The sequence below is a fragment of the Roseburia sp. genome, from assembly GCF_041325975.1.
Lineage (GTDB): Bacteria > Bacillota > Clostridia > Lachnospirales > Lachnospiraceae > Roseburia > Roseburia rectibacter.
In genome coordinates, this window is record NZ_JBGLEJ010000005.1 from 480,912 (window position 1) to 504,194 (window position 23,283).

At 40.3% G+C, this 23,283-nt stretch carries 19 protein-coding genes and 1 pseudogene; 15 read left to right on the forward strand and 5 right to left on the reverse strand.

Going from position 1 to position 23,283, the window contains the following annotated elements:
- The first annotated feature begins 5 nt into the window (after positions 1 to 5).
- The 9 genes from ACDD58_RS13640 to ACDD58_RS13680 all read left to right on the forward strand — a co-directional run bounded on the left by ACDD58_RS13640 (position 6) and on the right by ACDD58_RS13680 (position 11,749).
- Positions 6 to 3,086, forward strand: coding sequence for a hypothetical protein (locus ACDD58_RS13640; protein WP_370777992.1), 3,081 nt, complete (start codon positions 6 to 8; stop codon positions 3,084 to 3,086).
- Positions 3,087 to 3,101: 15 nt separating this feature from the next.
- The gene (locus tag ACDD58_RS13645; protein ID WP_370777993.1) at positions 3,102 to 3,521 is read left to right on the forward strand and encodes a DUF6711 family protein; all 420 of its coding nucleotides are present in this window, start codon (positions 3,102 to 3,104) and stop codon (positions 3,519 to 3,521) included.
- Positions 3,518 to 6,025, forward strand: coding sequence for a tail fiber domain-containing protein (locus tag ACDD58_RS13650; RefSeq protein ID WP_370777995.1), 2,508 nt, complete (start codon positions 3,518 to 3,520; stop codon positions 6,023 to 6,025). The genes ACDD58_RS13645 and ACDD58_RS13650 overlap by 4 nt, the downstream gene beginning before the upstream one ends.
- Positions 6,022 to 6,222: a hypothetical protein gene (locus tag ACDD58_RS13655; RefSeq protein WP_118598055.1), complete on the forward strand. Its 201-nt coding sequence runs from the start codon at positions 6,022 to 6,024 to the stop codon at positions 6,220 to 6,222. Before ACDD58_RS13650 ends, ACDD58_RS13655 begins: the two co-directional genes overlap by 4 nt.
- The gene (locus ACDD58_RS13660) at positions 6,215 to 8,521 is read left to right on the forward strand and encodes a tail fiber domain-containing protein (RefSeq protein ID WP_370777997.1); all 2,307 of its coding nucleotides are present in this window, start codon (positions 6,215 to 6,217) and stop codon (positions 8,519 to 8,521) included. The genes ACDD58_RS13655 and ACDD58_RS13660 overlap by 8 nt, the downstream gene beginning before the upstream one ends.
- A 115-nt stretch (positions 8,522 to 8,636) precedes the next feature.
- Entirely contained in the window at positions 8,637 to 9,110 is a 474-nt protein-coding gene (locus ACDD58_RS13665) for a phage holin family protein (RefSeq protein ID WP_118210641.1), read from the forward strand.
- Positions 9,100 to 9,780 (forward strand): glycoside hydrolase family protein, encoded by a 681-nt coding sequence (locus ACDD58_RS13670; protein ID WP_370777999.1) that lies wholly within the window; start codon positions 9,100 to 9,102, stop codon positions 9,778 to 9,780. The genes ACDD58_RS13665 and ACDD58_RS13670 overlap by 11 nt, the downstream gene beginning before the upstream one ends.
- A gap of 323 nt (positions 9,781 to 10,103) precedes the next feature.
- Positions 10,104 to 10,979: a hypothetical protein gene (locus tag ACDD58_RS13675; protein WP_370778001.1), complete on the forward strand. Its 876-nt coding sequence runs from the start codon at positions 10,104 to 10,106 to the stop codon at positions 10,977 to 10,979.
- Positions 10,980 to 10,993: 14 nt separating this feature from the next.
- A complete protein-coding gene (locus ACDD58_RS13680; protein WP_370778003.1) occupies positions 10,994 to 11,749 on the forward strand; it encodes a hypothetical protein in 756 nt (251 codons plus the stop codon).
- A 71-nt stretch (positions 11,750 to 11,820) separates the two neighbouring features.
- Here the strand turns inward: ACDD58_RS13680 and ACDD58_RS13685 are convergent.
- The 3 genes and pseudogenes from ACDD58_RS13685 to ACDD58_RS13695 form a co-directional block, all read right to left on the reverse strand.
- Positions 11,821 to 12,018 (reverse strand): annotated as a pseudogene (locus ACDD58_RS13685) (manganese catalase family protein); the annotation flags it as partial.
- Complete coding sequence (locus ACDD58_RS13690; RefSeq protein ID WP_370778004.1) at positions 12,019 to 12,285, reverse strand: spore coat protein CotJB; 267 nt, start codon at positions 12,283 to 12,285, stop codon at positions 12,019 to 12,021.
- Positions 12,282 to 12,554 (reverse strand): spore coat associated protein CotJA, encoded by a 273-nt coding sequence (locus ACDD58_RS13695; protein WP_330418424.1) that lies wholly within the window; start codon positions 12,552 to 12,554, stop codon positions 12,282 to 12,284. The genes ACDD58_RS13690 and ACDD58_RS13695 overlap by 4 nt, the downstream gene beginning before the upstream one ends.
- Positions 12,555 to 12,777: 223 nt before the next feature.
- On the opposite strand from ACDD58_RS13695, the gene ACDD58_RS13700 reads away from it, so the two are divergent.
- The 4 genes from ACDD58_RS13700 (at position 12,778) to ACDD58_RS13715 (ending at position 19,400) form a co-directional block, all read left to right on the forward strand.
- Positions 12,778 to 14,094, forward strand: a complete 1,317-nt coding sequence (locus tag ACDD58_RS13700) for an extracellular solute-binding protein (protein WP_117921742.1) — start codon at positions 12,778 to 12,780, stop codon at positions 14,092 to 14,094.
- 23 nt (positions 14,095 to 14,117) lie between these two features.
- Positions 14,118 to 15,851, forward strand: coding sequence for a methyl-accepting chemotaxis protein (locus tag ACDD58_RS13705; RefSeq protein WP_117921744.1), 1,734 nt, complete (start codon positions 14,118 to 14,120; stop codon positions 15,849 to 15,851).
- A 206-nt stretch (positions 15,852 to 16,057) separates the two neighbouring features.
- The gene (gltX, locus tag ACDD58_RS13710; protein ID WP_015520425.1) at positions 16,058 to 17,509 is read left to right on the forward strand and encodes a glutamate--tRNA ligase; all 1,452 of its coding nucleotides are present in this window, start codon (positions 16,058 to 16,060) and stop codon (positions 17,507 to 17,509) included.
- Between the two features lie 67 nt (positions 17,510 to 17,576).
- Positions 17,577 to 19,400, forward strand: coding sequence for an ATP-dependent helicase (locus ACDD58_RS13715; RefSeq protein WP_118208942.1), 1,824 nt, complete (start codon positions 17,577 to 17,579; stop codon positions 19,398 to 19,400).
- Here ACDD58_RS13715 and ACDD58_RS13720 read toward each other — a convergent pair.
- Positions 19,397 to 19,708, reverse strand: coding sequence for a DUF1292 domain-containing protein (locus ACDD58_RS13720; RefSeq protein WP_117921748.1), 312 nt, complete (start codon positions 19,706 to 19,708; stop codon positions 19,397 to 19,399). The genes ACDD58_RS13715 and ACDD58_RS13720 overlap by 4 nt on opposite strands.
- A 162-nt stretch (positions 19,709 to 19,870) precedes the next feature.
- Here ACDD58_RS13720 and ACDD58_RS13725 point away from each other — a divergent pair, with 162 nt between their 5' ends.
- Together ACDD58_RS13725 and ACDD58_RS13730 are read left to right on the forward strand one after the other, a co-directional pair.
- Complete coding sequence (locus ACDD58_RS13725) at positions 19,871 to 21,745, forward strand: glycogen operon protein GlgX (protein ID WP_370778009.1); 1,875 nt, start codon at positions 19,871 to 19,873, stop codon at positions 21,743 to 21,745.
- A gap of 24 nt (positions 21,746 to 21,769) precedes the next feature.
- Positions 21,770 to 22,408 (forward strand): DUF5662 family protein, encoded by a 639-nt coding sequence (locus tag ACDD58_RS13730; RefSeq protein ID WP_117921752.1) that lies wholly within the window; start codon positions 21,770 to 21,772, stop codon positions 22,406 to 22,408.
- On the opposite strand, the gene ACDD58_RS13735 is transcribed toward ACDD58_RS13730, so the two are convergent.
- The gene (locus ACDD58_RS13735) at positions 22,356 to 23,249 is read right to left on the reverse strand and encodes an RluA family pseudouridine synthase (RefSeq protein WP_118209038.1); all 894 of its coding nucleotides are present in this window, start codon (positions 23,247 to 23,249) and stop codon (positions 22,356 to 22,358) included. The genes ACDD58_RS13730 and ACDD58_RS13735 overlap by 53 nt on opposite strands.
- Between the last annotated feature and the right edge of the window lie 34 nt (positions 23,250 to 23,283).

The window sequence follows — 23,283 nt, forward strand, 5'->3', positions numbered from 1 at the left end:
TGCATATGGCTGGTGGATATGATGGAGAAATCAGAATAAGGACATTAATTGAAAATGGAGATGCATCCAGCAGCCTGTTGCAGTTAGAAGCAAGGTTTCAGAAATTGACACGGGAATCACAGAGGCTTACGGATGAGATGCGGCAGATGGAACAGCGGAAGATTCCGACAGAGCAGTATAAGAATTTACAGAATACATTTGATTCACTTGTTACAAAAGGACGGCAGTTATCGGAGAAATTAAAAGATACAGAAAAATATGTTCCAACAAGAGCGTATAAGGAAGCAGAGGCGGCACTCGACCGCGTTAGCGGTAGACAAGCACAATTAAATCATCGGATGCAGGAATGGGTGACACTTGGGCGTAATACAAATTCTGTTTCGTATAGAAAAATGCAAATGGAAATGGCTGATTGTGAAAGAGAATCAGACAGACTTATAGAAGCATTAAACCGGATGGAAGAAACTGGTAATGATCGTCAGATAAATGATAAATGGAAAGATTTAAGAAGTCAGATGCGGCAGGCAGGACAGGAAGCTGCGCAGATACGTGCAGAGATGACACGCATGGAAAATGAAAATGTAGCTTATATTGATCCTCGAAATACAGAAGAGTATCAGCGTCTGGCAGCAAGATTGCGTGAGGTAAACGAACAATTAAATATCATGAACCAAAGAATGCGTGAGACAGCAGAGCGTGAAACTGAAACGGGAAGAAATGCAAATGGATGCTTTGGTACTATTCAGAGTGCAACACAGCAGGCAAGTAAAATGATTGAAAAATTTATAAAACGTATAAAGAAAATAGCATTGACGTTGATAGTTTTTCAATGGGTATCAAAAGCGTTCCGGGCAATGATAGAAAGTATCCAGTCTGGCATTCAGAATTATGCAAAATATTCCAACCAATTTAATCAGAAAATGTCGGAAATGAAATCATCTGCTTTGAATTTGAAAAATTCTATTGGAGCGGCAGCAATACCGATCGTCAGTGCGCTGACTCCGGCAATAACGGTTTTATGTAATTGGCTGACAAATGCAATAAATCTTTTTAATAAATTTATATCTGCATTAACTGGTAAAAAAACGTGGAGTCGGGCAAAAAAACAGCAGGTAGATTATGCGGCATCTCTTGACAATACAGCTGATGCAGCAAAAAAAGCAAAAGGAGCATTGCAGGGATTTGATGAATTAAATGTTATCAGTTCAAATGATTCCGGTGGTAGCAGTGGCGGTTCTGGCAGTTCTGGGGATGGAGTTGGTTATGAGGAAGTTCCACTTACAGAAAAAGATTTTGCATGGATTGAAAAGATTAAGAAGGCTTTTGAAGCTATATTGCCGGTCGTGGTTGCGATAGGTGCAGCATTATTGGCATGGAAGATTGCAACTTTTCTTTCGGATCTGATGAAAGTACATCCGATTCTTGGGACTATATTATCCATATTAGCGATTATTGCAGGATTAGCACTGGCGATATACAGCTATTTTCACATGTGGAATGAAGGTGTCGATTGGCAGGGATTAATTGGCTATATTTTAGGCGTATCACTTGCTTTTGGTGGCTTATATGCGTTGTTCGGTCCTCTTGTTGCAGGCATATTTTTAATTATAGCGTCAGCCGCCGGACTTATATTGGCTCTTAAGGATATCAGTGAAAATGGATTGAATGCAAAAAACGCATCGTTATTATTGGTATCTGCAATAGGATTGATAGCTGGAACGTTTTTGGCACTCGGAACAACTGTAGGTGCGATTATGATGATTTTAACCGGAGGCATTCTTGCGGCAGTCAGCTTTGTCGATATGTTAAACAATGGTTTTAGCTGGATGAAAGAAATTCTTATGTTGATTGGTATTGCATTGATGGCGGTAGGCGCAATTATTCTTGGTGCACCTGCACTAGTTACAGCAATTATAGCGGCGATTGTAGCAGTAGTACTTACTCTGGTTGTTGTTATAAAAGAACACTGGGAAGAAATAAAAGAATGGTTTTCAAAAGTTGGTGATTGGGTCAAAGAACATATTGTAGATCCAGTTAAGGAAAAAATTTCGGACTTATGGACAGCAATTTGCGACATATGGGGAAATGTATCAGATTGGGTTAAGGAGCATATCGTAAATCCGGTTAAAGAAAAAGTTACGGAATTATGGACGGCAATCAGTAAAATATGGGGCACGGTATCAGAATGGTTTAGTGAACACGTTATTGAACCGATTGTTGCATTTTTTGAAGGCTTAAAGAAGAGAGTGGGACAGATTTTCGAGGGTTTGTGGATTATTATACAGGCTATTTGGATTATCGTATCAGGTTGGTTTAATGAACATGTTATTGAACCGGTAGTGGCATTTTTCAAAGATTTATGGGAAAAAGTTTCTACATTTTTCAAACAACTTTGGGAAGATATAAAAGCGGTATGGAACACGGTATCGGAATGGTTTAGCGAACATGTTACTCAACCAGTAGTTACATTCTTTAAGGGAGTATGGGATCAGGTATCTGGATTCTTTAAACGACTTTGGGAAGATATAAAAACAGTGTGGAGTGCAGTATCGGCATGGTTCAATGTAACAGTAATAGATCCTGTGAAAAACGCGTGGAAAACAGCAACAGAAGCAATCGGCGGATTTTTCAAATCTCTTTGGGAGGGAATACAAACCGGAGTTGTAAATGCTATGAATGCAGTTATTGGTGGAATAGAGTCTGCTATAAATTTTATTGTTGGCGGTATTAATAACATCCTTGGTGGTTTTAATAAAGTCGTTTCATGGGCTGCTAAAGTAGCCGAGGTAGACTGGGGGGGAGTTGATCTAGTTCCGACAGTAACACTTCCGAGAGTACATCTTGCCAACGGCGGCATCACAACTGGAAGAACATTCGCAGAAATCGGAGAAGCAGGACGCGAAGCAGTACTTCCGCTCGAAAATAACCTGTCTTACATGAAACCGCTTGCAGAAATGATCGCAAGTGAGATGAAAGGCGTGCAGACGGTGCGGATCGTAGCGGACGAAGGAAAGATTTTCAAAATTGTAAAGGAAGAGGCAAACGACTATTACCGGAGAACCGGAAGTCCGGCATTTGACTTTTAGGAGAGGAGCGTATAAATGGCATACAGCGGATTTTTAATAAAAGTAGGCAATTACACAGTTCCTTTCCGGTATATAGAGGCAAAGAAGTATAAATGCGGAATCAAGGGGCAGGATCTTAATTCTTACCGGGATGCGAACGGGATACTGCACCGGGAGGCATTGAGCAACGTCTCGATTAAAACGGAATGGGAAACGCCGGGAGATATAGATGAGAAAGCATTGCGTGCACTGATGGATAACATCAGATCCCAATATTCCCATGCAATCGAAAAGAAAGCACTTGTTACCGCATGGATGCCGGAAATCGGTAATTATGTAACGATGTACTGCTATATGCCCGACGTGGAGTATCAGATAGATTATGCAGATGAATGGACGGTCCAGTATGGATCATTCCGGCTGGCATTTATCGGATATGGAGGTGTAATTGGATGATTGATTTTAAATATGCTGATTTATTTAAACAGAATAGCGTTGATATTCAGCTTGAGATTATTTCTGATGATGGAAAAATCCATATCACAAATACGGAATTTCATGAGGAAGAGTTTGAATTAACAGAAAGCCTGTGTTCACAGTCTGAATTGACTTTTGGTGCTGTCGAAGCCGGATCTGTAAAATTTAAGGTATCAAATATTTTTCTTCCAATGAAAGGGAGATGGATGACCGTCAAAATGATAATTGGCGGGCACACAGATCAACCCTTTTTGATAGGAAGATTCAAAGGTTATTCCGATACACCGACTGCTGACAGAAAATACCGAGATGTAGTTGCATATGATGCCCTTTATGACATTTTAAATGCAGATGTGGCAGCATGGTATAACACTGTCTTTCCATCCCATAAAGAGCAGCAGAAAGATAAAGATGGAAAAACTACGACTGTTACAGTTTATGATCCAGTCACAATGAAACAGTTCCGGAACAGCTTTTTTAAGCACTTCGGGATCGAACAGGCGGACATTGCTCTCATTAATGACAATATGTCTATTGAGAAAACGGTAGCGGTCACGGCATCCAGTGAGACAAGCTCTGCTACAGAGGAATCAAGCACCATAGGCGAATCCATGAGCGGCAAAGAAGTGTTGTCCTGCATTTGTGAGATCAATGGCTGCATGGGTCACATGGGGCGTGACGGGAAGTTTCATTATATATATCTGGAGCAGAATATACAGGGACTTTATCCGAGAAACGATCTTTATCCGGCAGATGATTTGTTCCCAAGAGATCCGAAAAGCAACCGTATCGGGAAGGATTTATATATAACGGCTGAGTATGAAGATTCTCTTGTTAAAACAATCAATAAGTTACAGATCCGGGAGCAGAAGAATGATATCGGCGTGATCGTGGGTACTGGAGACAATGCTTATGTGATCGAGGATGATTTTCTTGTATATGGCAAAGGCACAAAAGAACTGAAAGGCATTGCAAAAAATATCCTTTCCAAGATCAGAGGGATTGTTTACCGCCCGTTTACAGCGGACTGCAAAGGAAATCCGTGTCTTGAGGTCGGGGATGCAGTGCGGCTGCCGACCAGATATGAACTGATTGAGTCCTATATTCTGAAAAGAACCCTGAAAGGTATACAGGCTTTGCGTGATGATTTGGAAGCGGATGGGGAAGAGTACCGAACGAGTAAAGCGAATGGAATACAGAGAAGTATTTTGCAGCTTAAGGGAAAAAGCAATGTATTAGAGCGGTCGATTGAAAAGACACAGAGCACGATCGAGGATAAAGAGAGGAAATTAATATCACAGATAACGCAGACTGCGACTGAAATCCGGACGGAAGTGAAAAACACAGCCGATGGTCTATCATCACGGATTACTCAAAACGCAAATAATATTACAGCAGAAGTAAAAAGAGCACAGGGGCAGGAAGTTGAACTTGCAGCAGCTATTAAAATCAATGAGGACAAGATTACAGCGGAAGTTACGAGAGCAAGCGAAGCAGAGGGCGATTTGTCCGGAAAGATAGAGGTGACCGCAACTAAGATACGGTCAGAAGTCAGTGCTTCTTTAACAGTATGGGATACCGAAGATTATGACGTTACACATTGTGGTTTAGGGAATCCACAAGATACATACCCTGCATCTTCGTATTATTCTGGACACAGTTTTTTGGATCAGAATACTGGAAAGTTTTATGGTTGCGAACCAGATGGTGGAATAAGCAGTGGAAAATACAAATGGACTCTGATAAAGAAATTTAAGCAGCTTTCATCGAGTGCGTCCAGTACGATTACGCAGTCATCAAAGCAGATCAGCTTGAAAGTATCAAAAGACAGCGTCATTTCAGAAATCAACCAGTCAGCCGAGGGCATAAAAATCAAAGCAAAACTTTTGGAATTAAAAGGCTCTATGGAGATAACTGGCGGGTATGTGCATATTCAGACGGAAGAAAGCACAGCAAATTTGATTGAATTTAAAAGAAGCGGTACATGTGTGCAGATGGGAACAGATGGCTTTAAAGCGGTAGAAGGAACACTTGAAAGTCCAAACCATCAATGTGTCGTTCAATATAATCATATCTCACTAAATAAGGGCGGAACAGATACGGATCACTGTATGATTAATCTGGATGGGGATACCGGTGTTGCTGGATTTAGAGGGGGGATAATTGATGGTTCAGATAAAAGAATAAAAAACACAATCAAGGATTTAGATAAACATGAATCAGCTAAGACCATTTATTCCTTAAAACCAAAGTCGTACCGTTATAATTTTGAAGAAACCGGTTATCATCATGGATTCATTGCACAAGAAGTATTAAAAAGTGTGAAAAAGGGATGGAATATATGCCCGAAAGCATTTCCAAATGAGAATGGAGAAGTTTTTTACGGCATGAGGTACACAGAACTTATTGCAGATCTGGTAGCCACAGTGCAGTTACAGCATGAAGAGATAGAAAATCTGAAAGAAAAGGTGGAAAGTTTATGATTAACGCAGAAATCCGAGAGTTTGAGAATGACATTATTAATTATGTAAATGCCTGTGAAAGTATTCCGGTTGAGGTTAAATATCTGGTGTTTAAAGATATTTTGCATCAGATCGAATCAGAAGCAAATAGAAATGTGATTGCCGAACGGGAACAGATGGAGAAAGACATGGAAAAGGAGGGCAAGGAACATGAATAAAGCACACGTACCTATCAACTGGGAGAATTACCCAAGCGATGAGACTCCGTTGAACGAACGAAACCTCAACAAAATGGATAGTGCTATCGGCATTATTGACGACAATGTAGTTACCCTGGATGCGACAAAAGCAACCAAGACAGAGGTAGCAACTCTTGTTGCAGACGTGACCTTTGAGGAATCGACAGGAATCATTACGATCACAAAAAAGAACGGTTCTAAGATTACAATAGATACGCAGATGGAGAAGATTGCTGTCAACTTCACTTATAATCCAACTACACAGCAGATTATCCTAACTCTGATTGATGGCACAAAACAGTACATAGATCTGTCAGCACTGATTACACAGTATGAATTTCTTGATTCTGATACAGTGGCATTTTATATCGATTCATCCGGCAAGGTGTCGGCAATCGTGAAAGAGGGAAGCATTGAAGAAAAGCATTTAGAACCAAATTATCTTGCCAAGATTAAGGTTGAGGCGGCAAAAGCCGAATTGAGCCAGAAAGCGGCAGCAACGTCTGAAGCCAATGCCAAAATAAGTGAGAATGCCGCAAAAGCCAGTGAGACGGCTGCAAAAAAATCAGAGGACAATGCCAAGGCGTCCGAGACAGCGGCAGCGAAGTCAGCTACGGCGGCAGCGGCATCCGAAAGCAACGCAAAAGTCAGTGAGACATCCGCCAGTGAATCATCCGCCACAGCCACGGAGAAAGCATCATCTGCCAGTCAGTCAGCTGATACAGCAGCCGAAAAAGCAGATATTGCAACTCAAAAGGCTGCGGAGATCATCGGTAAAGCCGAATCTGCAGCAGATAGTGCAACCAAAGCACAGAGTTATGCTGTTGGTGGTACAGGAAGCAGAGAGGGTGAAGATTCTGACAATGCAAAGTATTACTATCAGCAGGCAAAAGATGTATCAGAAGGACTTAAAGGTGGATTGCAGCCACACGGAACAGTTGCATTTGCAGATCTTCCGGCACTTGCGGATGTTAGCACAGGGTGGATGTTCAATATTTCAGACGAATTTACAACCACGGATGACTTTAAAGAGGGAGCAGGGAATGTAATTCCTGCCGGTGCCAATATTTATAAAACATCAGATGAAAAGTGGGACGTGCTTGCCGGAACTCCGGTAACTGGAATTAAAGGTGTCAACGAAGATTCTTTTCGTCGTGGAAATGTAGTGCTTACGGCAGAAAATGTTGGAGCAGTGTCAACCGGGGGAGATACAGCAGAGAATACCACAGCATTTACAGCAGCACCCGCAAGAGAAAATCTCAAAAGCGGTGAATCCCATGCGACACTGTTCGGAAAGATTGTAAAGTGGTTTTCTGATCTGAAAGAAGTTGCATTTACCGGAAAAATCCCATGGTCTGACGTGACAGGTAAACCGAGTACATACGCACCATCCAGCCATACGCATGATGAACGATATTATACAGAAAGTGAAGTTGATTATATATATTCTGGTATTATGCAGAATCTTATCAGCGGAGACGAAAATGTGACGACAAAATTATCAAAAAACATTGCAAATGGAGATGCGACGCTTGATAACAGAATAACAGCAGTTGCCAACGCATTAAAAGGATATCTTCCGTTGTCAGGCGGAACGTTAACGGGAAGTTTAGATATTGCATCTGGAAAATATATCCATGGAACACATACAAACGGAACAATTCTTGACATTCTGGGATTAAATAAGAACAATAACTGCCATGTCGGGAATGATACAACTCCGACGTTTCTTCATGGAGCGGGGTATCAATTAGATATATCTGGAGCATTCATTTGTCCGAATGTATCGAACCAGATGTCATGCGGAACAAAAAATAAATTATGGACAACTGTTTTTTCGAAAACAGGCGCTATTAATACCTCTGATCGTACAAAAAAACATAATATTATCGATTTAACGGAAGCGTATGAGCAGCTGTTTTTAAAATTAAAACCGAAGTCATTTATTTTTAACGATGGCGATCGTGTACATATTGGTGCTATCTCACAGGATGTCGAAGATGCTATGCAGGAACTTGGAATCGAGCCGGAGAAGTTTGCCGGATTCTGTAAAGATATTCGATACGAATACACAGAATACAACGAAGAGGATGGTATGCCGATTGAATCCTCAAAAGTCCCATGCAAGGACGAGGACGGAAATATCATTTATGACTATGCGCTTCGCTATCAGGAATTTATTTTCCTTACTGTTCATATGGTTCAAAAGTTGTGGAAACGCGTTGACGTAGTAGAAAAAGAAAATGCAGAGATAAAAGAACAGATCAGATCGATGTGACAGGATATTGAAGAATTAAAGAAAGTGAGAGCCTAAGAGCCGATTACATGACCATGTGTTGTGTAGCCGGCTCTTTTAAATAACAAGCCTTCGGGCAGAAAGAGAGGAAAATTTTATGAAATTTGACAAAATCAACATGATCTATGGACTGATCGCAACAATCGGGGCGGCATTGTTCGGCGAGTACTGGTTTTTATTTGCCGGATTCCTGATTCTTAATGTGATCGACTATGCAACCGGGTACTGCAAGGCGAGATTCTATAAAAAGAATGAGTCGAGCGCCATCGGTGCAAAGGGCATCTTTAAAAAGGTGTGGTACTGGGTGGTGATCGGACTTGCCTTTTTCATATCGAATTGTTTTATAACAATGGGCGAGGTCATAGGCGTGCAGCTTGAATTTGTACTGCTGTTTGGATGGTTTACCCTTGCTACATATTTGATAAATGAAATCCGGAGCATCTTGGAAAATTTGGTAGAGATGAATGTGAATGTGCCACAGTTTTTAATTGCAGGACTGGATATTACACAGAAATTGTTAGACAGCAAAACAGAGATTAAAGAAAGCGAGGTAGAAGTTAATGGCAAATAGAAAAATTGGACAGGCTGGTCTGAATCTTATCAAACAGTTTGAGGGCTGCCGACTTACAGCCTATCAGTGTTCTGCAGGTGTGTGGACGATCGGGTACGGTCACACTGCCGGAGTATATAAAGGGATGAAAATCACACAGGCACAGGCAGATGCATTTTTAAAGCAGGACATAGCAAAGTTTGAAAAGTATATCAACAATCCGTCCTATGTCCCATTTACGGACAAACTTAACCAGAACCAGTTTGATGCTCTGGTCAGCTTTGCTTTCAATCTGGGACAGGGCAATGTGAAAAAGTTGTGTACAGGCAGAGTAATGAATCAGATTCCGTCTGCAATGCAGCAGTACTGTAAGGCTGCCGGTAAAACATTACCGGGATTACAGCGGAGAAGAAAAGCCGAGGCAGCTCTTTATAATAAGAAAGTAGAGAGTTGCGCCGGTGCAACCACTACCACAGTGAAAAAAACGGAGGATTATAACATGAATACAATTAAAAAAGGCAGCAAGGGCAATGCAGTCAAGGTATGGCAGATCATCATCGGTACGACGGCGGATGGCAATTTCGGCAGCGGTACGGAAAGCATGACAAAGACATGGCAGAAGAACCATGGACTGACGGCTGATGGAATTGTTGGAAAGAACTCTTGGAAAGCAGGCTTAGAGTCGTTATAAAAATTGCAGTTTATTTGAATGAGAGAGCCGGTGCGGAGAAATCTGTACCGGCTTTTGACATGCAAAGTGTGCAATATATAAGGGCTGCATTGATTTTGTAACACGTAGTATGAAAAATATTTGTTTATATTGTATATAGAACAAATGTTCTAAATGTGATATTATAACAGCATAAAAAATAGCCCGGAACGTTGGGACGAAACCGAGCTATCTGACTTAATTAAGTTGTATATAATATAACATATTACGACAAATTTCTCAAGTTTTTCTTGTGTATTTACACCGGCGTAGTATAATGAAAGAAAAACGTTGGGGGTATGTTTATGCCAAAATTATATTTAGCCAAAGTAAATTTGAATTCTAAAATATTTTCTGTGTATGAGAATGAATTGGATATTAACGATGTGTTAAAAATTATATACGATAGATTAAATACAGATGAACGATGTGGGTATTCTGTAAATGCAAAACATAATGATTCAACAGGAAATGAGATTTCGTACTTGAGGTATTCATATTATTATTTTGCAGATTTAAATAAAAGTGATATGAAAATAACAGGAAAAATGATAAGAAAATATTCGAAATTCAATGATAAAGTAAATGAAAAAACAGGAAAAGTTGAATCTGTATTGACAAATGAAAGTGTAGCGATTAGATTTTATTTTGACATAGAAAAAGAAATGGTAACCTTTTGTGAAAGACAATGCTTTGGTTATAATCAGTTTACAGACGGTTTTAATGAATTACTAAATAAATGTGTAAAGGATTATGAATTTCAAACATATTTACAAAAAGACAAAAATAGGTTAGAGGAAAAAATTAAGGAATTATATAAAATAACTAAGGTGAAAGCGGTACTTATACCACCAAATCCGAATGGAGGAAATGTTAGAAGTATAAAAGATAATTGTATTAATACAAATTCAACAAAAATGACATGGGAATTTGAATCAGATGATATGAAAATGGATTCGGAGGAGATGAAAGAAATCCGAGAATATATTTCGGCAGGATACGGTGATTTGACAGCTACAGGAGTTGACTTTAATGGTAAAACTCAAAGAATTAGCTCTAGCCAAGATGCAGCGTTTTGCATTGATATTTCGGAGAATTTAAATGATGAAGAATTTGTCAGGGAATCAAAACATTTTTTGATAAAATTTGAGGAATATAAGAATAAACAACGAAATGTATAGAAATGTGGTGGAAAATGAAAAAGATAGATGATGAAAGTTTTTCTGCAATTTTTAAAACGAATAAGTTCAAAGAATTATATGATTTTGGAACTGTAGAAGTGAGGGCAGCAATTATTGTCTCTATTATATCTATTGCGGTTTCTACTCTGTACATAAAAGTCAATGGGATAAATGAATATGTTAGCTTTGTTGGTACAGTATTTTGGAATATAGGAATTGCCCTCATAGGCTTTTTAGGATTTGTTGTTACCGGATTGGCAATATTGACAGGATCTATATCTGGGAAAATAGTAAATTACATGAAAAAAAGAAATGTATATGATTGTTTATACGGAATTTTATTAAGTTTCTACTTTATAGGATTTTTAATCGCCATTCAAATTATAATTACATTTTTGGCGGAGATTATTATAAATATAAAATTAAATGCAGTGTTCTATTTGTCTGTTTTATTTGTATTTCTTATGGTGTATCTGTTTGTTTTTATTATATTTTATTCTGTTGGTTTAATAGGAAATTGTGTAAGTGTGTTCTCGATAACTTCGGATATTGAAAATAATTTGAATCAAGAGGAAGAAAAAGAGAGAGAATTATATAACTCATACCGGATTATAGCACTGGAAAATATTATATTGAAATCAGCAAATATGAAGGAGTATGATGCATACGAAAAAAAAATAGACGAACTGATAAAGAAAGATAGCAGGACTTCTGAATTACAAAAGGACAAGTTGATAAAATTCAAGAAAAAGCATTTTGATAAAGAGTGAGAGTTTAACTTTTATGAACGTTCCAACCCAGCCCCAAGGGCTGGGTCTTTTCATATCCAACATCTCCATCCCAATTCCTCCGTCCCAATATCTGTCAACAGCCCCGCCACTTTATTATATGGCATACTATACCTCTGTGACAGATAACGGAACGATGCGGCCGCCTCTCCATCTGGTCCTCCATACTGACTGATGATAATCTGGGCGATTTTGGCATTGGGTCTTGTAATGTTGACTGGAAATTGCAAACGCTTTTCATAGTTCCACATTTAACAGTCACCTCCTTCCCAAGGCCAGGGGTCTGATGCCCAGCACCAGTAATTATCCGGATTTGTAGTGTCGATGGTAAGCGGTGTGTAATTTTGTGCGTATGCGCGCAGCGCTGTGCGCCGCAGATCAGCATAATGATTGAAATATTTTAAAGCATTTTCATCATCTGGATGAGTGTCAAGATATTCTGTGATTTCCACGACTGCAAAGCTGACCATGTCGATCCAGTGAAGAAGCTGTGATTGATTCATCTGACTGATCATCATCGGCATCTACCTCCTTTTGCAGCTAAAAATGGTTTATCCAGTTCTGGAAAGATTGTTCCTGCACTAAGTGCACGATCCGGTTCGTAAACAGAAGAAAATTGCTGCCAGGGAACATAGGCCATGGCGAGTACATGATCTGAATCGCAACTGGGATTCCCTGAAGGGGAGATACATTCCATGCAAGGCATAGATTCTGCATTTGGTGCAGAAGAAACAGGTGAACGTCCGCAGGAACGACCTGCATTCCCGGACATATGATAAGGTCTCATAATTGTTCTATTCCTTTTATCGTTAATTTTATAGTAAGATATGTAGAAAAGAAGATTTTTGTGCACGTATGAACATGATGTAAAAAAATAACTGAATATAGTCAAAAAAGCCTGCTTTTATATCGAAAAAAGCAAAAACGTGATTGATAAATATGTAAAAAGCCTGTAAAATAGATAAGTGATGTAGTGATAAGACGGCATAATACGAGAAAGGGGAATTAGAATGAAAAAAAGAATCGTTGCAGGAATGCTGTTTACGACAATCTTGTGTATGGCGTTTGGAGGCTGTGGAAATACGGCAGATCAGAAAAGTACAAACAGTGATGGCGCTGTGGAGTCAGTAGTACCGGGGGCAGAAGCATCTACAGAAATTGCTTTTGGAGATACGGAAGCGGATAACGGAGTGGTACAGCTGAAAGTCTGGTCAGAGGAAGATAATTTTGATATGTTAAACCAGATGATAGACAGTTTTAAACAGAAATATGCCGGGGAGGCAAAGCTTGAGATAACATTGGAGCAGAATGCAGATTCTGATACAAAGGATGTCTTATTAGGAGATATTCATAATGGTGCAGATGTTTTCTCGTTTGCGGATGACCAGCTTTCTGCAATGGTTGCAGCAGGTGCGTTATATCCGGTGCCAAATGCAGATGAGGTAAAAAATGCAAATTTAGAGGAGGCAGTTTCAGCTGCATCTATTAATGATACATTGTATGCTTATCCGATGACGGCAGATAATGGATATTTCCTTTATTATGATAAAAATGTTCTTTCTGATACAGATGTTCAGACGATGGATGGAATATTAGCAGCGCTGGATGCTGCCGGTAAATCGTTTTCCATGGAGTTAAATTCTGGATGGTATCTGTATTCGTTTTTTGGAAACACAGGTTTAGAGTTTGGTATCAATGATGATGGTGTGACAAACTATTGTAACTGGAATTCAACGGATGGAGCGATTAAGGGAATTGATGTAGCACAGTCTATTTTAAATATTACAACCAACCCGGCATTTATCAGTCAGCCGGATGGCGATTTTGTTACCGGAGTACAGAATGGTACAATCGGTGCCGGAATCAGTGGTGTATGGAATGCTGTTTCCATTAAAGAGGCTTGGGGAGACGACTATGGTGCAGTAAAGCTTCCGACCTATACAGTAGCAGGACAGCAGATACAGATGTCATCCTTTACCGGATATAAAATGATGGGTGTGAATACGTATTCAAAATATCCGGAATGGGCTGCAAAATTAGCAGACTGGCTTACAAACGAGGAAAACCAGACCATTCGTTTTGAAGAGAGAAATCAGGGACCGTCTAATACCAATGCGGCAGCGTCGGATGCTGTAAAACAGGTACCGGCAATCCAGGCTGTTATTGCACAGTCTGAGTTTGGTAAACTGCAGCGTGTTGGAAACAGTTACTGGGATGCATGTTCTGCATTTGGTGATACGATGGCAGCAGGCAATCCATCCGGACAGGATCTTCAGGAAATTATGGATATACTTGTTGATGGTATCACGGCATCCACGGCTAAATAAGTAACAGGAGGACAAATCACATTATGAAAAAACAGGGACGTTTCAGCACAAAAATGATCATACTGATTCCAGTGTTTGTTCTTGGAATTGTGTCCATTATTTCGAGTATTCTGGCAGTAAGGAATATCCGTAAAGTCAATGCAAATGCAACACAGATCGCAAATGGCTATATGGTCTGTATCGCAGATTTAGGGTCGATTCAGAAAGAAACGGAAAAAATTCACCGTCTTGGATTATCACATATTGTTGCAACAGATCTTGATTCCATGATTTCTCTTGTAGATGTCATCCGCTCAGAACAAACGGTGCTTGATGGATATCTGTCAGATTTTGAACAGTTTATAGATGATTCGGATCGTGAAAATTATGAAGCGATATTGTCAAATTATGATGGGTTAAAATATGAGATCGCAAATCTTATGGCATATAGTGCAAATGGAAATAAAGAGGCTGCCTATGCCTTGGCAAACGGCGCGATTTCAGAGTATGCAGACAAGATTGATCAGAATATCACGGCAATTCAGGAAATAGTAAATAACAATGCGGACACAGCAAAAACGCAGTTGACGGCTGTATATAATTATTCACTGACTGTTAGTTTTATTACCATTGCGGTAAGTATAGCATCTCTGCTGGTTGCAGTATTTTCCGTATTAAAGATGGTAATTGTACCTCTTTCTAAAACACAGAAAGAGATTACCGGAATCATTGACGGTATTGATAAACGGGAAGGTGACCTGACTAAACGTGTGACAATCATGTCGAACCAGGAAGTGGCAGCAGTCGGCAGTGGCATTAACCTTTTCATGGGAAAATTACAGGATATTTTTAAGACGATCATTCATAATTCAAAACGTATGGAAACGGTAGTCAATGAAGTCCGTGAAAGTGTTATGACATCAAACAGCAGTGTGTCTGATCTGTCTGCATTAACGGAGGAACTTTCAGCTACCATGCAGGAGATGTCAGATAATGCTTCTTTGATCAATTCCAATACGGAATCTGTTGCGGGAGAGGTAAATCAGATTGCGGAGCGTACAACTGAGATTAATAATTATACGAAGGAAATGAAAGGTCATGCGGATTCCATGGAATCTGCTGCGCGTTCTAATATGGAATCTACCGGCACGAAAGTCAATGAGATTCTTGAGGTGTTAAACAGGGCGATTGAGGACAGTAACAGTGTAAATCAGGTAAATAGCCTGACGGATGATATTTTGAATATTGCAAGCCAGACAAACCTGCTTGCATTAAATGCATCTATTGAAGCAGCCAGAGCAGGGGATGCAGGACGCGGTTTTGCTGTTGTTGCAACAGAGATCAGTCAGCTTGCAGCTGCCAGTCAGGAAGCTGCAAACCGTATCCAGCAGATCAACAGTGTTGTAACTCAGGCAGTGCATAATTTAGCAGACAATGCAAATGGACTGGTACAATATATGAACGAGTCGATTCTTCCAGAGTTTGAAGAATTTGTAACGGCCGGAAGTGAGTATAAAAACAAGGCAACCTACATAGAGAATGCCATGAATGAATTCGAATCAAAGACGGATTCATTAAAGAACACAATGATTGAGATACAGAAATCGATCAATACGATTGCACATGCCATCGAGGAGGGGGCAAAAGGTGTCAGCAATGCGGCAGACAGTACACAGGTACTTGTTACAGATATGGAGAATATCTCAAGCCGTATGGATGAGAACTTTGAAATTGCAACCGATTTAAAGAAAGAAACGGCGATATTTACAAAACTATAATGCTGGCATTGCACCTGAAGGGAAAATGTTTTAAGTATGCAGAGACAGGAGAACGATCCTGTCTCTGCTTTTTACCGTTATATTTCGATTTGTGAACTTGTCAGCAGGGAAAAATTGTTATATAATGACGTGTACGGCATTTGAAATTTGAAAATCTTTTCCGGATCATAAAGATGGAAAATGAGAATACAGGAGGAAAATAAAAAATGAGCAAAGTAAGAACAAGATTTGCACCAAGTCCGACAGGAAGAATGCATGTGGGAAATCTGCGTTCTGCATTATATGAATTTTTGATCGCAAAACATGCAGGCGGCGACTTTATGCTTCGTATCGAGGATACGGATCAGGAGCGCTTTGTAGAAGGTGCAGTTGATATTATATATCATACCTTAGAGGAGACAGGCTTAGTACATGATGAGGGACCAGATAAAGATGGCGGTTATGGTCCATACGTACAGAGTGAGCGTATGAAGACTGGTATCTATATGAAATATGCAAAAGAACTGGTCGAAAAAGGCGAGGCATATTACTGCTTCTGTGATAAGGAGCGTTTAGAGTCTTTAAAAACAGAGGTGGATGGTAAAGAGATCATGATGTATGATAAACACTGCCTGCATCTGAGCAAAGAAGAAGTAGAAGCAAATCTTGCTGCTGGCAAACCATTTGTAATCCGTCAGAATATTCCAAATGAAGGAACAACAACATTTCATGATGAACTGTACGGAGATATTACGGTAGATAATGCTGAGCTTGACGATATGATCCTGATCAAATCTGACGGATATCCAACCTATAATTTTGCAAACGTGGTTGACGATCATACCATGAACATCACACATGTGGTACGTGGAAATGAGTATCTTTCCTCTTCGCCAAAATATCAGCGTCTGTATGATGCATTTGGCTGGGAATCACCGGTTTACATCCATCTGCCGCTGATCACGGATGAAAACCACAAGAAACTTTCTAAGAGAAGCGGACATTCTTCTTTTGAAGATTTGTTAGAGCAGGGATTTTTAAGTGAAGCAGTTGTAAACTATATCTCACTGCTTGGCTGGAGTCCGGAAGATAACAGAGAAATTTTTACCTTAGATGAGCTGATCAAAGAATTTGATTACCACAGAATCAGCAAATCACCGGCGGTTTTTGATTATACAAAATTAAAATGGATGAATGGTGAATACATCAAAGCTATGGATTTTGACAGCTTCTATGAAAAAGCAGAGCCATATATCCGCGAGGTGATTACAAAGGATCTTGATTTAAAGAAAATTGCAGCAATGGTAAAGACCAGAATCGAGGTATTCCCGGATATCAAAGAGCATATTGATTTCTTTGAGGCGCTTCCGGAATATGATGTGGCAATGTACACGCACAAGAAGATGAAAACAAACGCAGAAACATCTTTAAAGGTATTAAAGGATGTACTTCCACTGTTAGAAGCACAGGAAGATTACAGCAATGACGCATTGTATGCAACATTATTGAAATATGTAGAAGAGACTGGCGTGAAGAATGGCTATGTAATGTGGCCGATCCGTACCGCTGTTTCTGGTAAGCAGATGACGCCGGGTGGTGCAACAGAACTGATGGAAGTGCTTGGAAAAGAAGAATCCATCGCGCGCATCAAAAAGGGTATTGAATTGTTAGAACAGTAAGATTTTTTGACAGGCAGGGAGATTTTAAATTTCCCTGCCGTTTCAAATCTATGAATTGAGGTAATCTATGAGCTTTAATGCATCACAGACACGGGCAATCCATCATAAAAATGGACCCATGCTCGTTCTCGCCGGACCAGGTTCCGGAAAAACCCTTGTAATTACGGAACGCACGAAATATCTGATCGAAGAGTGTGGGATAGATCCGGCGCAGATTCTTGTTATCACATTTACAAAAGCTGCGGCAACAGAGATGAAACGCAGGTTTCAGCGGAAGATGAACAGATCATGTCCGGTAACATTTGGTACATTCCATGCGGTTTATTTTGCAATCTTAAAGCATGCATATAATTACAGTGCGGATAATATTGCGAGAGAGGAACAACGCTATCAGTGTATGAGAGAGATCATAGCGAAGGAACATCTGACCTATGAGGATGAGACGGAATTTATCACTTCCTTGCTGGGGGAGATCAGTCTGGTCAAAAATTCAGGAATACAGATCGCAAATTATTATTCGAAAAACTGTGCGGAAACTGTGTTCCGGAAGGTGTACCGTGAATATCATGAGTTTTTGTATAAAAACAGACTGATCGATTTTGATGATATGCTGGTATACACGAAAGAACTTTTTGAGCAGCGCCCCGATATCCTTGCGGCGTGGCAGAATAAATACCGCTATATTTTGATTGATGAGTTCCAGGATATCAACCGGATTCAGTATGATATTATAAAAATGCTGGCAGGAGAGCGTAAAAATCTGTTTATCGTGGGAGACGATGACCAGTCAATCTATCGTTTCCGCGGCGCAAAACCGGAAATCATGCTGCATTTTAAAGATGATTATCCGGAAGCGGAGACTGTTCTTTTGGATGTGAATTACCGTTCGACAAAAAATATTGTGGCAAGTGCCGGCTGTCTTATCAGTCACAATAAAGAACGCTTTACGAAAAAAATCGAAGCTGCTGACCAGGGAGACATTCCGATCGAGTGGCAGCAGTTTGAAAGCCAGCGCAAAGAAAATGCGCGTATTATCTGGGATATTCAGGAGGCAGTGGAAAGAGGGGCAAAATATGAGGAATTTGCAGTACTTTTCCGTACCAATACGCAGCCGAGACTTCTGATGGAGCAGTTGATGGAATATAATATACCATTCCGGACAAGAGACACTGTACCAAATTTATATGAACACTGGATTGCAAAAGATATCTTTGCATATATAAGAATTGCGATGGGAAGCAGGGAAAGAAGGGATTTCCTGCAGATCATGAACCGGCCCAAACGCTATATCAGCAGGGAATCATTAGACGAGGAGACGGTGGCATTTGATGTATGGGAATGGTACTATGAGGAACAGCCGTGGGTGGCAAAGCGTATTGAAAAACTTGAGGGTGATATCCATATGTTAGAGCATTTAAGCCCTTATGCGGCAATCAATTACATAAGGAAGGCGGTTGGCTATGACGAATTCTGTACAGAATATGCGGATTACAGAAGAATTAAGGCGGATGATCTGTTTGATGTTTTAGATGAACTGTTAGATGCTGCAAGAGAGTATAAGACCTATGATGCCTGGTTTGACCACATTGAAAATTATACGAAAGAGTTAAAAGAATTTTATCGTGTGCAGAACCAGAATCCAAACAGTGTTGCGTTAGCAACATTGCATAGTGCAAAAGGGTTAGAATATGAGAATGTATACATCATTGACGTCAATGAAGGAGTTATGCCATACAAAAAAGCAGTGTTAGAACAGGAAATAGAAGAAGAGCGAAGGATGTTTTATGTAGGGATGACGCGTGCAAAAAAAAATCTGCATCTTTTTTCGGTAAAACAACTGAACCATAAAGATGCAGAAATTTCGCGCTTCATCAAAGAAGCTCAGAACTAATCATCCATTTCCTCAAAGGCTGCTTCATCTAAAAGCTCGTCAAAACGGTCGGATACAGCTTCGTATTCATCATCATCCTCGATATTATCAAGGGAAGGATTGCCTTCACTGTCCTCAGAATAACGATAAATAAATACTTCGCCTTCCTCGTTCTCCTCGCCATTTTCATCGAGTGGGAGAAGTGCAATGTAATCACGTTCGCCAACAGTAAAAATGGTAAGAATCTCACATTCTACCTGACTTCCGTCGTCAAGATCAAGGGTTACAACGATATCTTCATCGTCATTGTTCTGGTTAAAATCACTCATGCCGATACCTCTCTTTTTTGTAATGGTCCTAATAAAGACAAAGACATCATAACATAATCGGGTGTGATTGAACATATTTTTCTATACAAAATGTAAAAAAAAAGGTATACTATTTTATTATAGAAAAAATACCGGGGTACGATAGAAAAGGTGGCAGACAGCATGGATTACACGATCAGAGAAGGCGATTACGAAAAATTAGGAGCACAGAAAAAGAATGATGCAGTTATTTTCACATTTGAAGGGGAAAAAGAAGAAAACTGCAGCATTCTTTTTTATGGGAAAAAAGCAGAGCCTGTCTGCAGAATTCCTGTACCGGAAGAATATTGCCGCGGATCAGTACGTTCTGTAGCTGTAGCCGGCAAGTTATGGAAAAATTTAAGATACAATTACGAGATAAATGGAAAAATCATTACGGATACCTATGCGACCCGTATTATAGGCAGAGAAAAATGGAACGATAAAACCCGCAGTGAGAATGATTATTTTATCTGTGGCGGTGCATATCCGCAGCCGTTTGACTGGGGAAATGACAGACAGCCGGAGATTAAACGACAGCAGATGGTTATGTATAAACTGCATGTGCGTGGCTTCTCCATGGATGATGCATCCTGTCCGAGAAAAGAGAGGGGGACATTTCGTGCAGTCGCAGACAAAATCCCGTATCTGAAGGCACTGGGTGTTACGACAATAGAGCTAATGCCTGCTTATGAGTTTGAAGAGCAGATAATACCAAAGAAAATGACGCTGCCGGATTATCTGAAGTGGGACAGCCAGAGCGATGATCTGATCAAACCGGAAATAGTACAGCTGGAGAAAAAAATTAATTATTGGGGATATGTTCCGGGCAACTATTTTGCTCCAAAGGCTTCTTACAGCAGCAGTATAGATGCTGCGTCTGAGTTTCGGGAGATGGTGCGCACATTACATCAGAATGGAATGGAATGTGTGATGGAATTTTATTTCGCACCTGGGATGAATCAGAATGTGATTCTGGATGCACTGCGGTTCTGGGTACGGGAATATCATGTAGATGGATTTCATCTGCAGGGGGATGCACTGCCGGTTACAGCAGCAGCGCAGGATCTTCTGCTTAGCAGAACGAAGTTATTTTATACGCACTTTGATCCGATCCTGTTGGAAAATACAAAGAAATATCATCATTTATATGTATATAGTGATGAATATCTGTATCCGGCAAGGAAAATGCTGAATCATATGGAAGGCAGTCTTAACGAGCTTTTCTGTCAGCAGAGAAAGCAAAACAGTGTGGAAGGTTTTGTCAATTACATTACAAATAATAACGGATTTACCTTGTGGGATCTGTTTTCCTACTGCGAAAAGCATAATTTGGAAAATGGTGAGGATAACTGCGATGGAAATTGCTTCAATTACAGCAGTAATTGCGGCGCAGAGGGAAATACGAGAAAAAGATATATAGATAATTTGCGGAAAAAACAGGTCAGAAATGCATTGACCATGGAGTTTTTGGCACAGGGAGTTCCACTGGTTCTGGGAGGAGACGAATTTTTAAATTCACAGCAGGGCAATAACAATGCGTATTGTCAGGACAATAAGACAGGCTGGCTGAATTGGAAAAAACAAACAAAAGAAAGCTGGCTGTATGAATTTGTGAAAAAACTTGCAGGTTTCCGCAGGGAACATCCGATCATTGCTTCGGATCATCCGATGGAGCTAAGCGATTATGGGCGGAAAGGATTCCCGGATCTTTCCTATCATGGGGAGAATGCATGGATTTCTTCAATACCGGCTGACAGACAGGCTGCGGGAATGCTCTATTGCGGCGAATATGAGAAGAAGTCAGATCAGGCACCGGATGATTATATCTATATTGGTTATAATTTTCACAGTGGTCTGTCGCATCTTGCACTGCCAAAACTTCCGCAAAATAAAAAATGGTATCTTCTGATGACTACGGCAGTGGAAAATTCATTTCTGCCGGAAAAGAGACTCCTCGAAGATCAGCATCTTTTGGCAATCGAAGGGCAGTCAATCAACATTGTAATTGGAATATAAAAGTAGTAAAGAGGGTAAAAGAATATGATAAAGGCATGGAAACATTTATGTACGATCCTGCATCACAAAAATTTAGTCCGGGCAGGCTGTTTTAAAATCGGACTTTATAAACAGGGATTATTGCATGACATGTCAAAGTATACGCCGACAGAATTTTTAGTAGGATGTAAATATTATCAGGGAACGATGAGCCCTAATAATGCAGAACGTGAAGATAAAGGATATTCTTCGGCATGGCTTCACCATAAGGGAAGAAATAAGCACCATATGGAATACTGGATGGATTATGGTGTTGGTGATGGGAGAGATGGTCAGAAACCGCATCGTGGGATCTGTGGTATGAAGATGCCGATTCAGTATGTGGCGGAGATGTATGTGGATCGTGTTTCAGCATCAAAGAATTATCAGCGGGATAAATTCAGACCGGACAGCCCGCTTCAGTACTATTTAAAAGGCAGACAGCATTATATTTTAAATGAGGACACGAAAGCGATGTTAGAACTTTTACTGGTTATGCTGGCAGTAAAAGGGGAAGATGAAGTAAATCATTTTCTGAAATATGAGGTATTAAAAGGAAAGGTTCCTTATGAGAAAGAATACCTCATTAATTTCAGGAAAAATCTGGAAAAAGGCAGTGCATATCGTCTGGAAGAGGAGCAGTGAGAACGAGCAGCCCGCCTGTGATAGGATGTGAAAATGTTAAGCGGTAGGAGTGAAGAGCCTGCCGCTTTATTGTTTTATCTGTTGGATTATAAAGAAAATCCCCGATCAGTGGATGACCGATCGATTTTAAGTGAACGCGGATCTGGTGTGTACGACCGGTCTCTAAATGCAACGACAGCAGAGATAAACCATCGTGATAAGCAAGGCGTTCATAATGTGTGACGGCACGTTCTCCGTTTTTATAGTCGATCTGGCGTTCGATCGTCGATCCATCCACGCGTCCGATCGGAGCATCGATCGTTCCAGATTCAGGTGTTTTTCCGGAGACAATGGCGATATATTCCCTTGATATCTCGCGTCTGGCTGCTGCGGTACTTAATATAGCAGAACTTAACATGTGCTTTGCAATGAGGGTCAGCCCGGTTGTGTCACGGTCGAGACGATTGACACAGCGGAATGTATAAGGGATATTCTGGTCGTTATAATAGCCACATACAGCATTCGCAAGTGTATGGTCGTAGTGGTTGAGGGACGGGTGGATGGGCATATATGCCGGTTTATCCACAGCAAGGATGTCCTCGTCTTCATAACAGATGGAAAGCGGCAGGGAAACTGGCAGAATATGTGCGGAGGATGTGTTTTCTTCCAGGTGGATAAAAAGTTCGTCGCCGGCAGATATACGTGTGCGCATGTAAGCCCATTCCCCGTTTAACAGGACGCTTTCGGGTGTCTTTTTCAGTTGTACGAAAACAGCATTTGGATATCCTTTTAGAGAGAGATACTCACGAATGCTGAAAGAATCATATTCCGGCTCTATCCGGTAATTAAATTTTCGAATCATATGGTCATTATATAATAAAACTTTGAAAAAATAA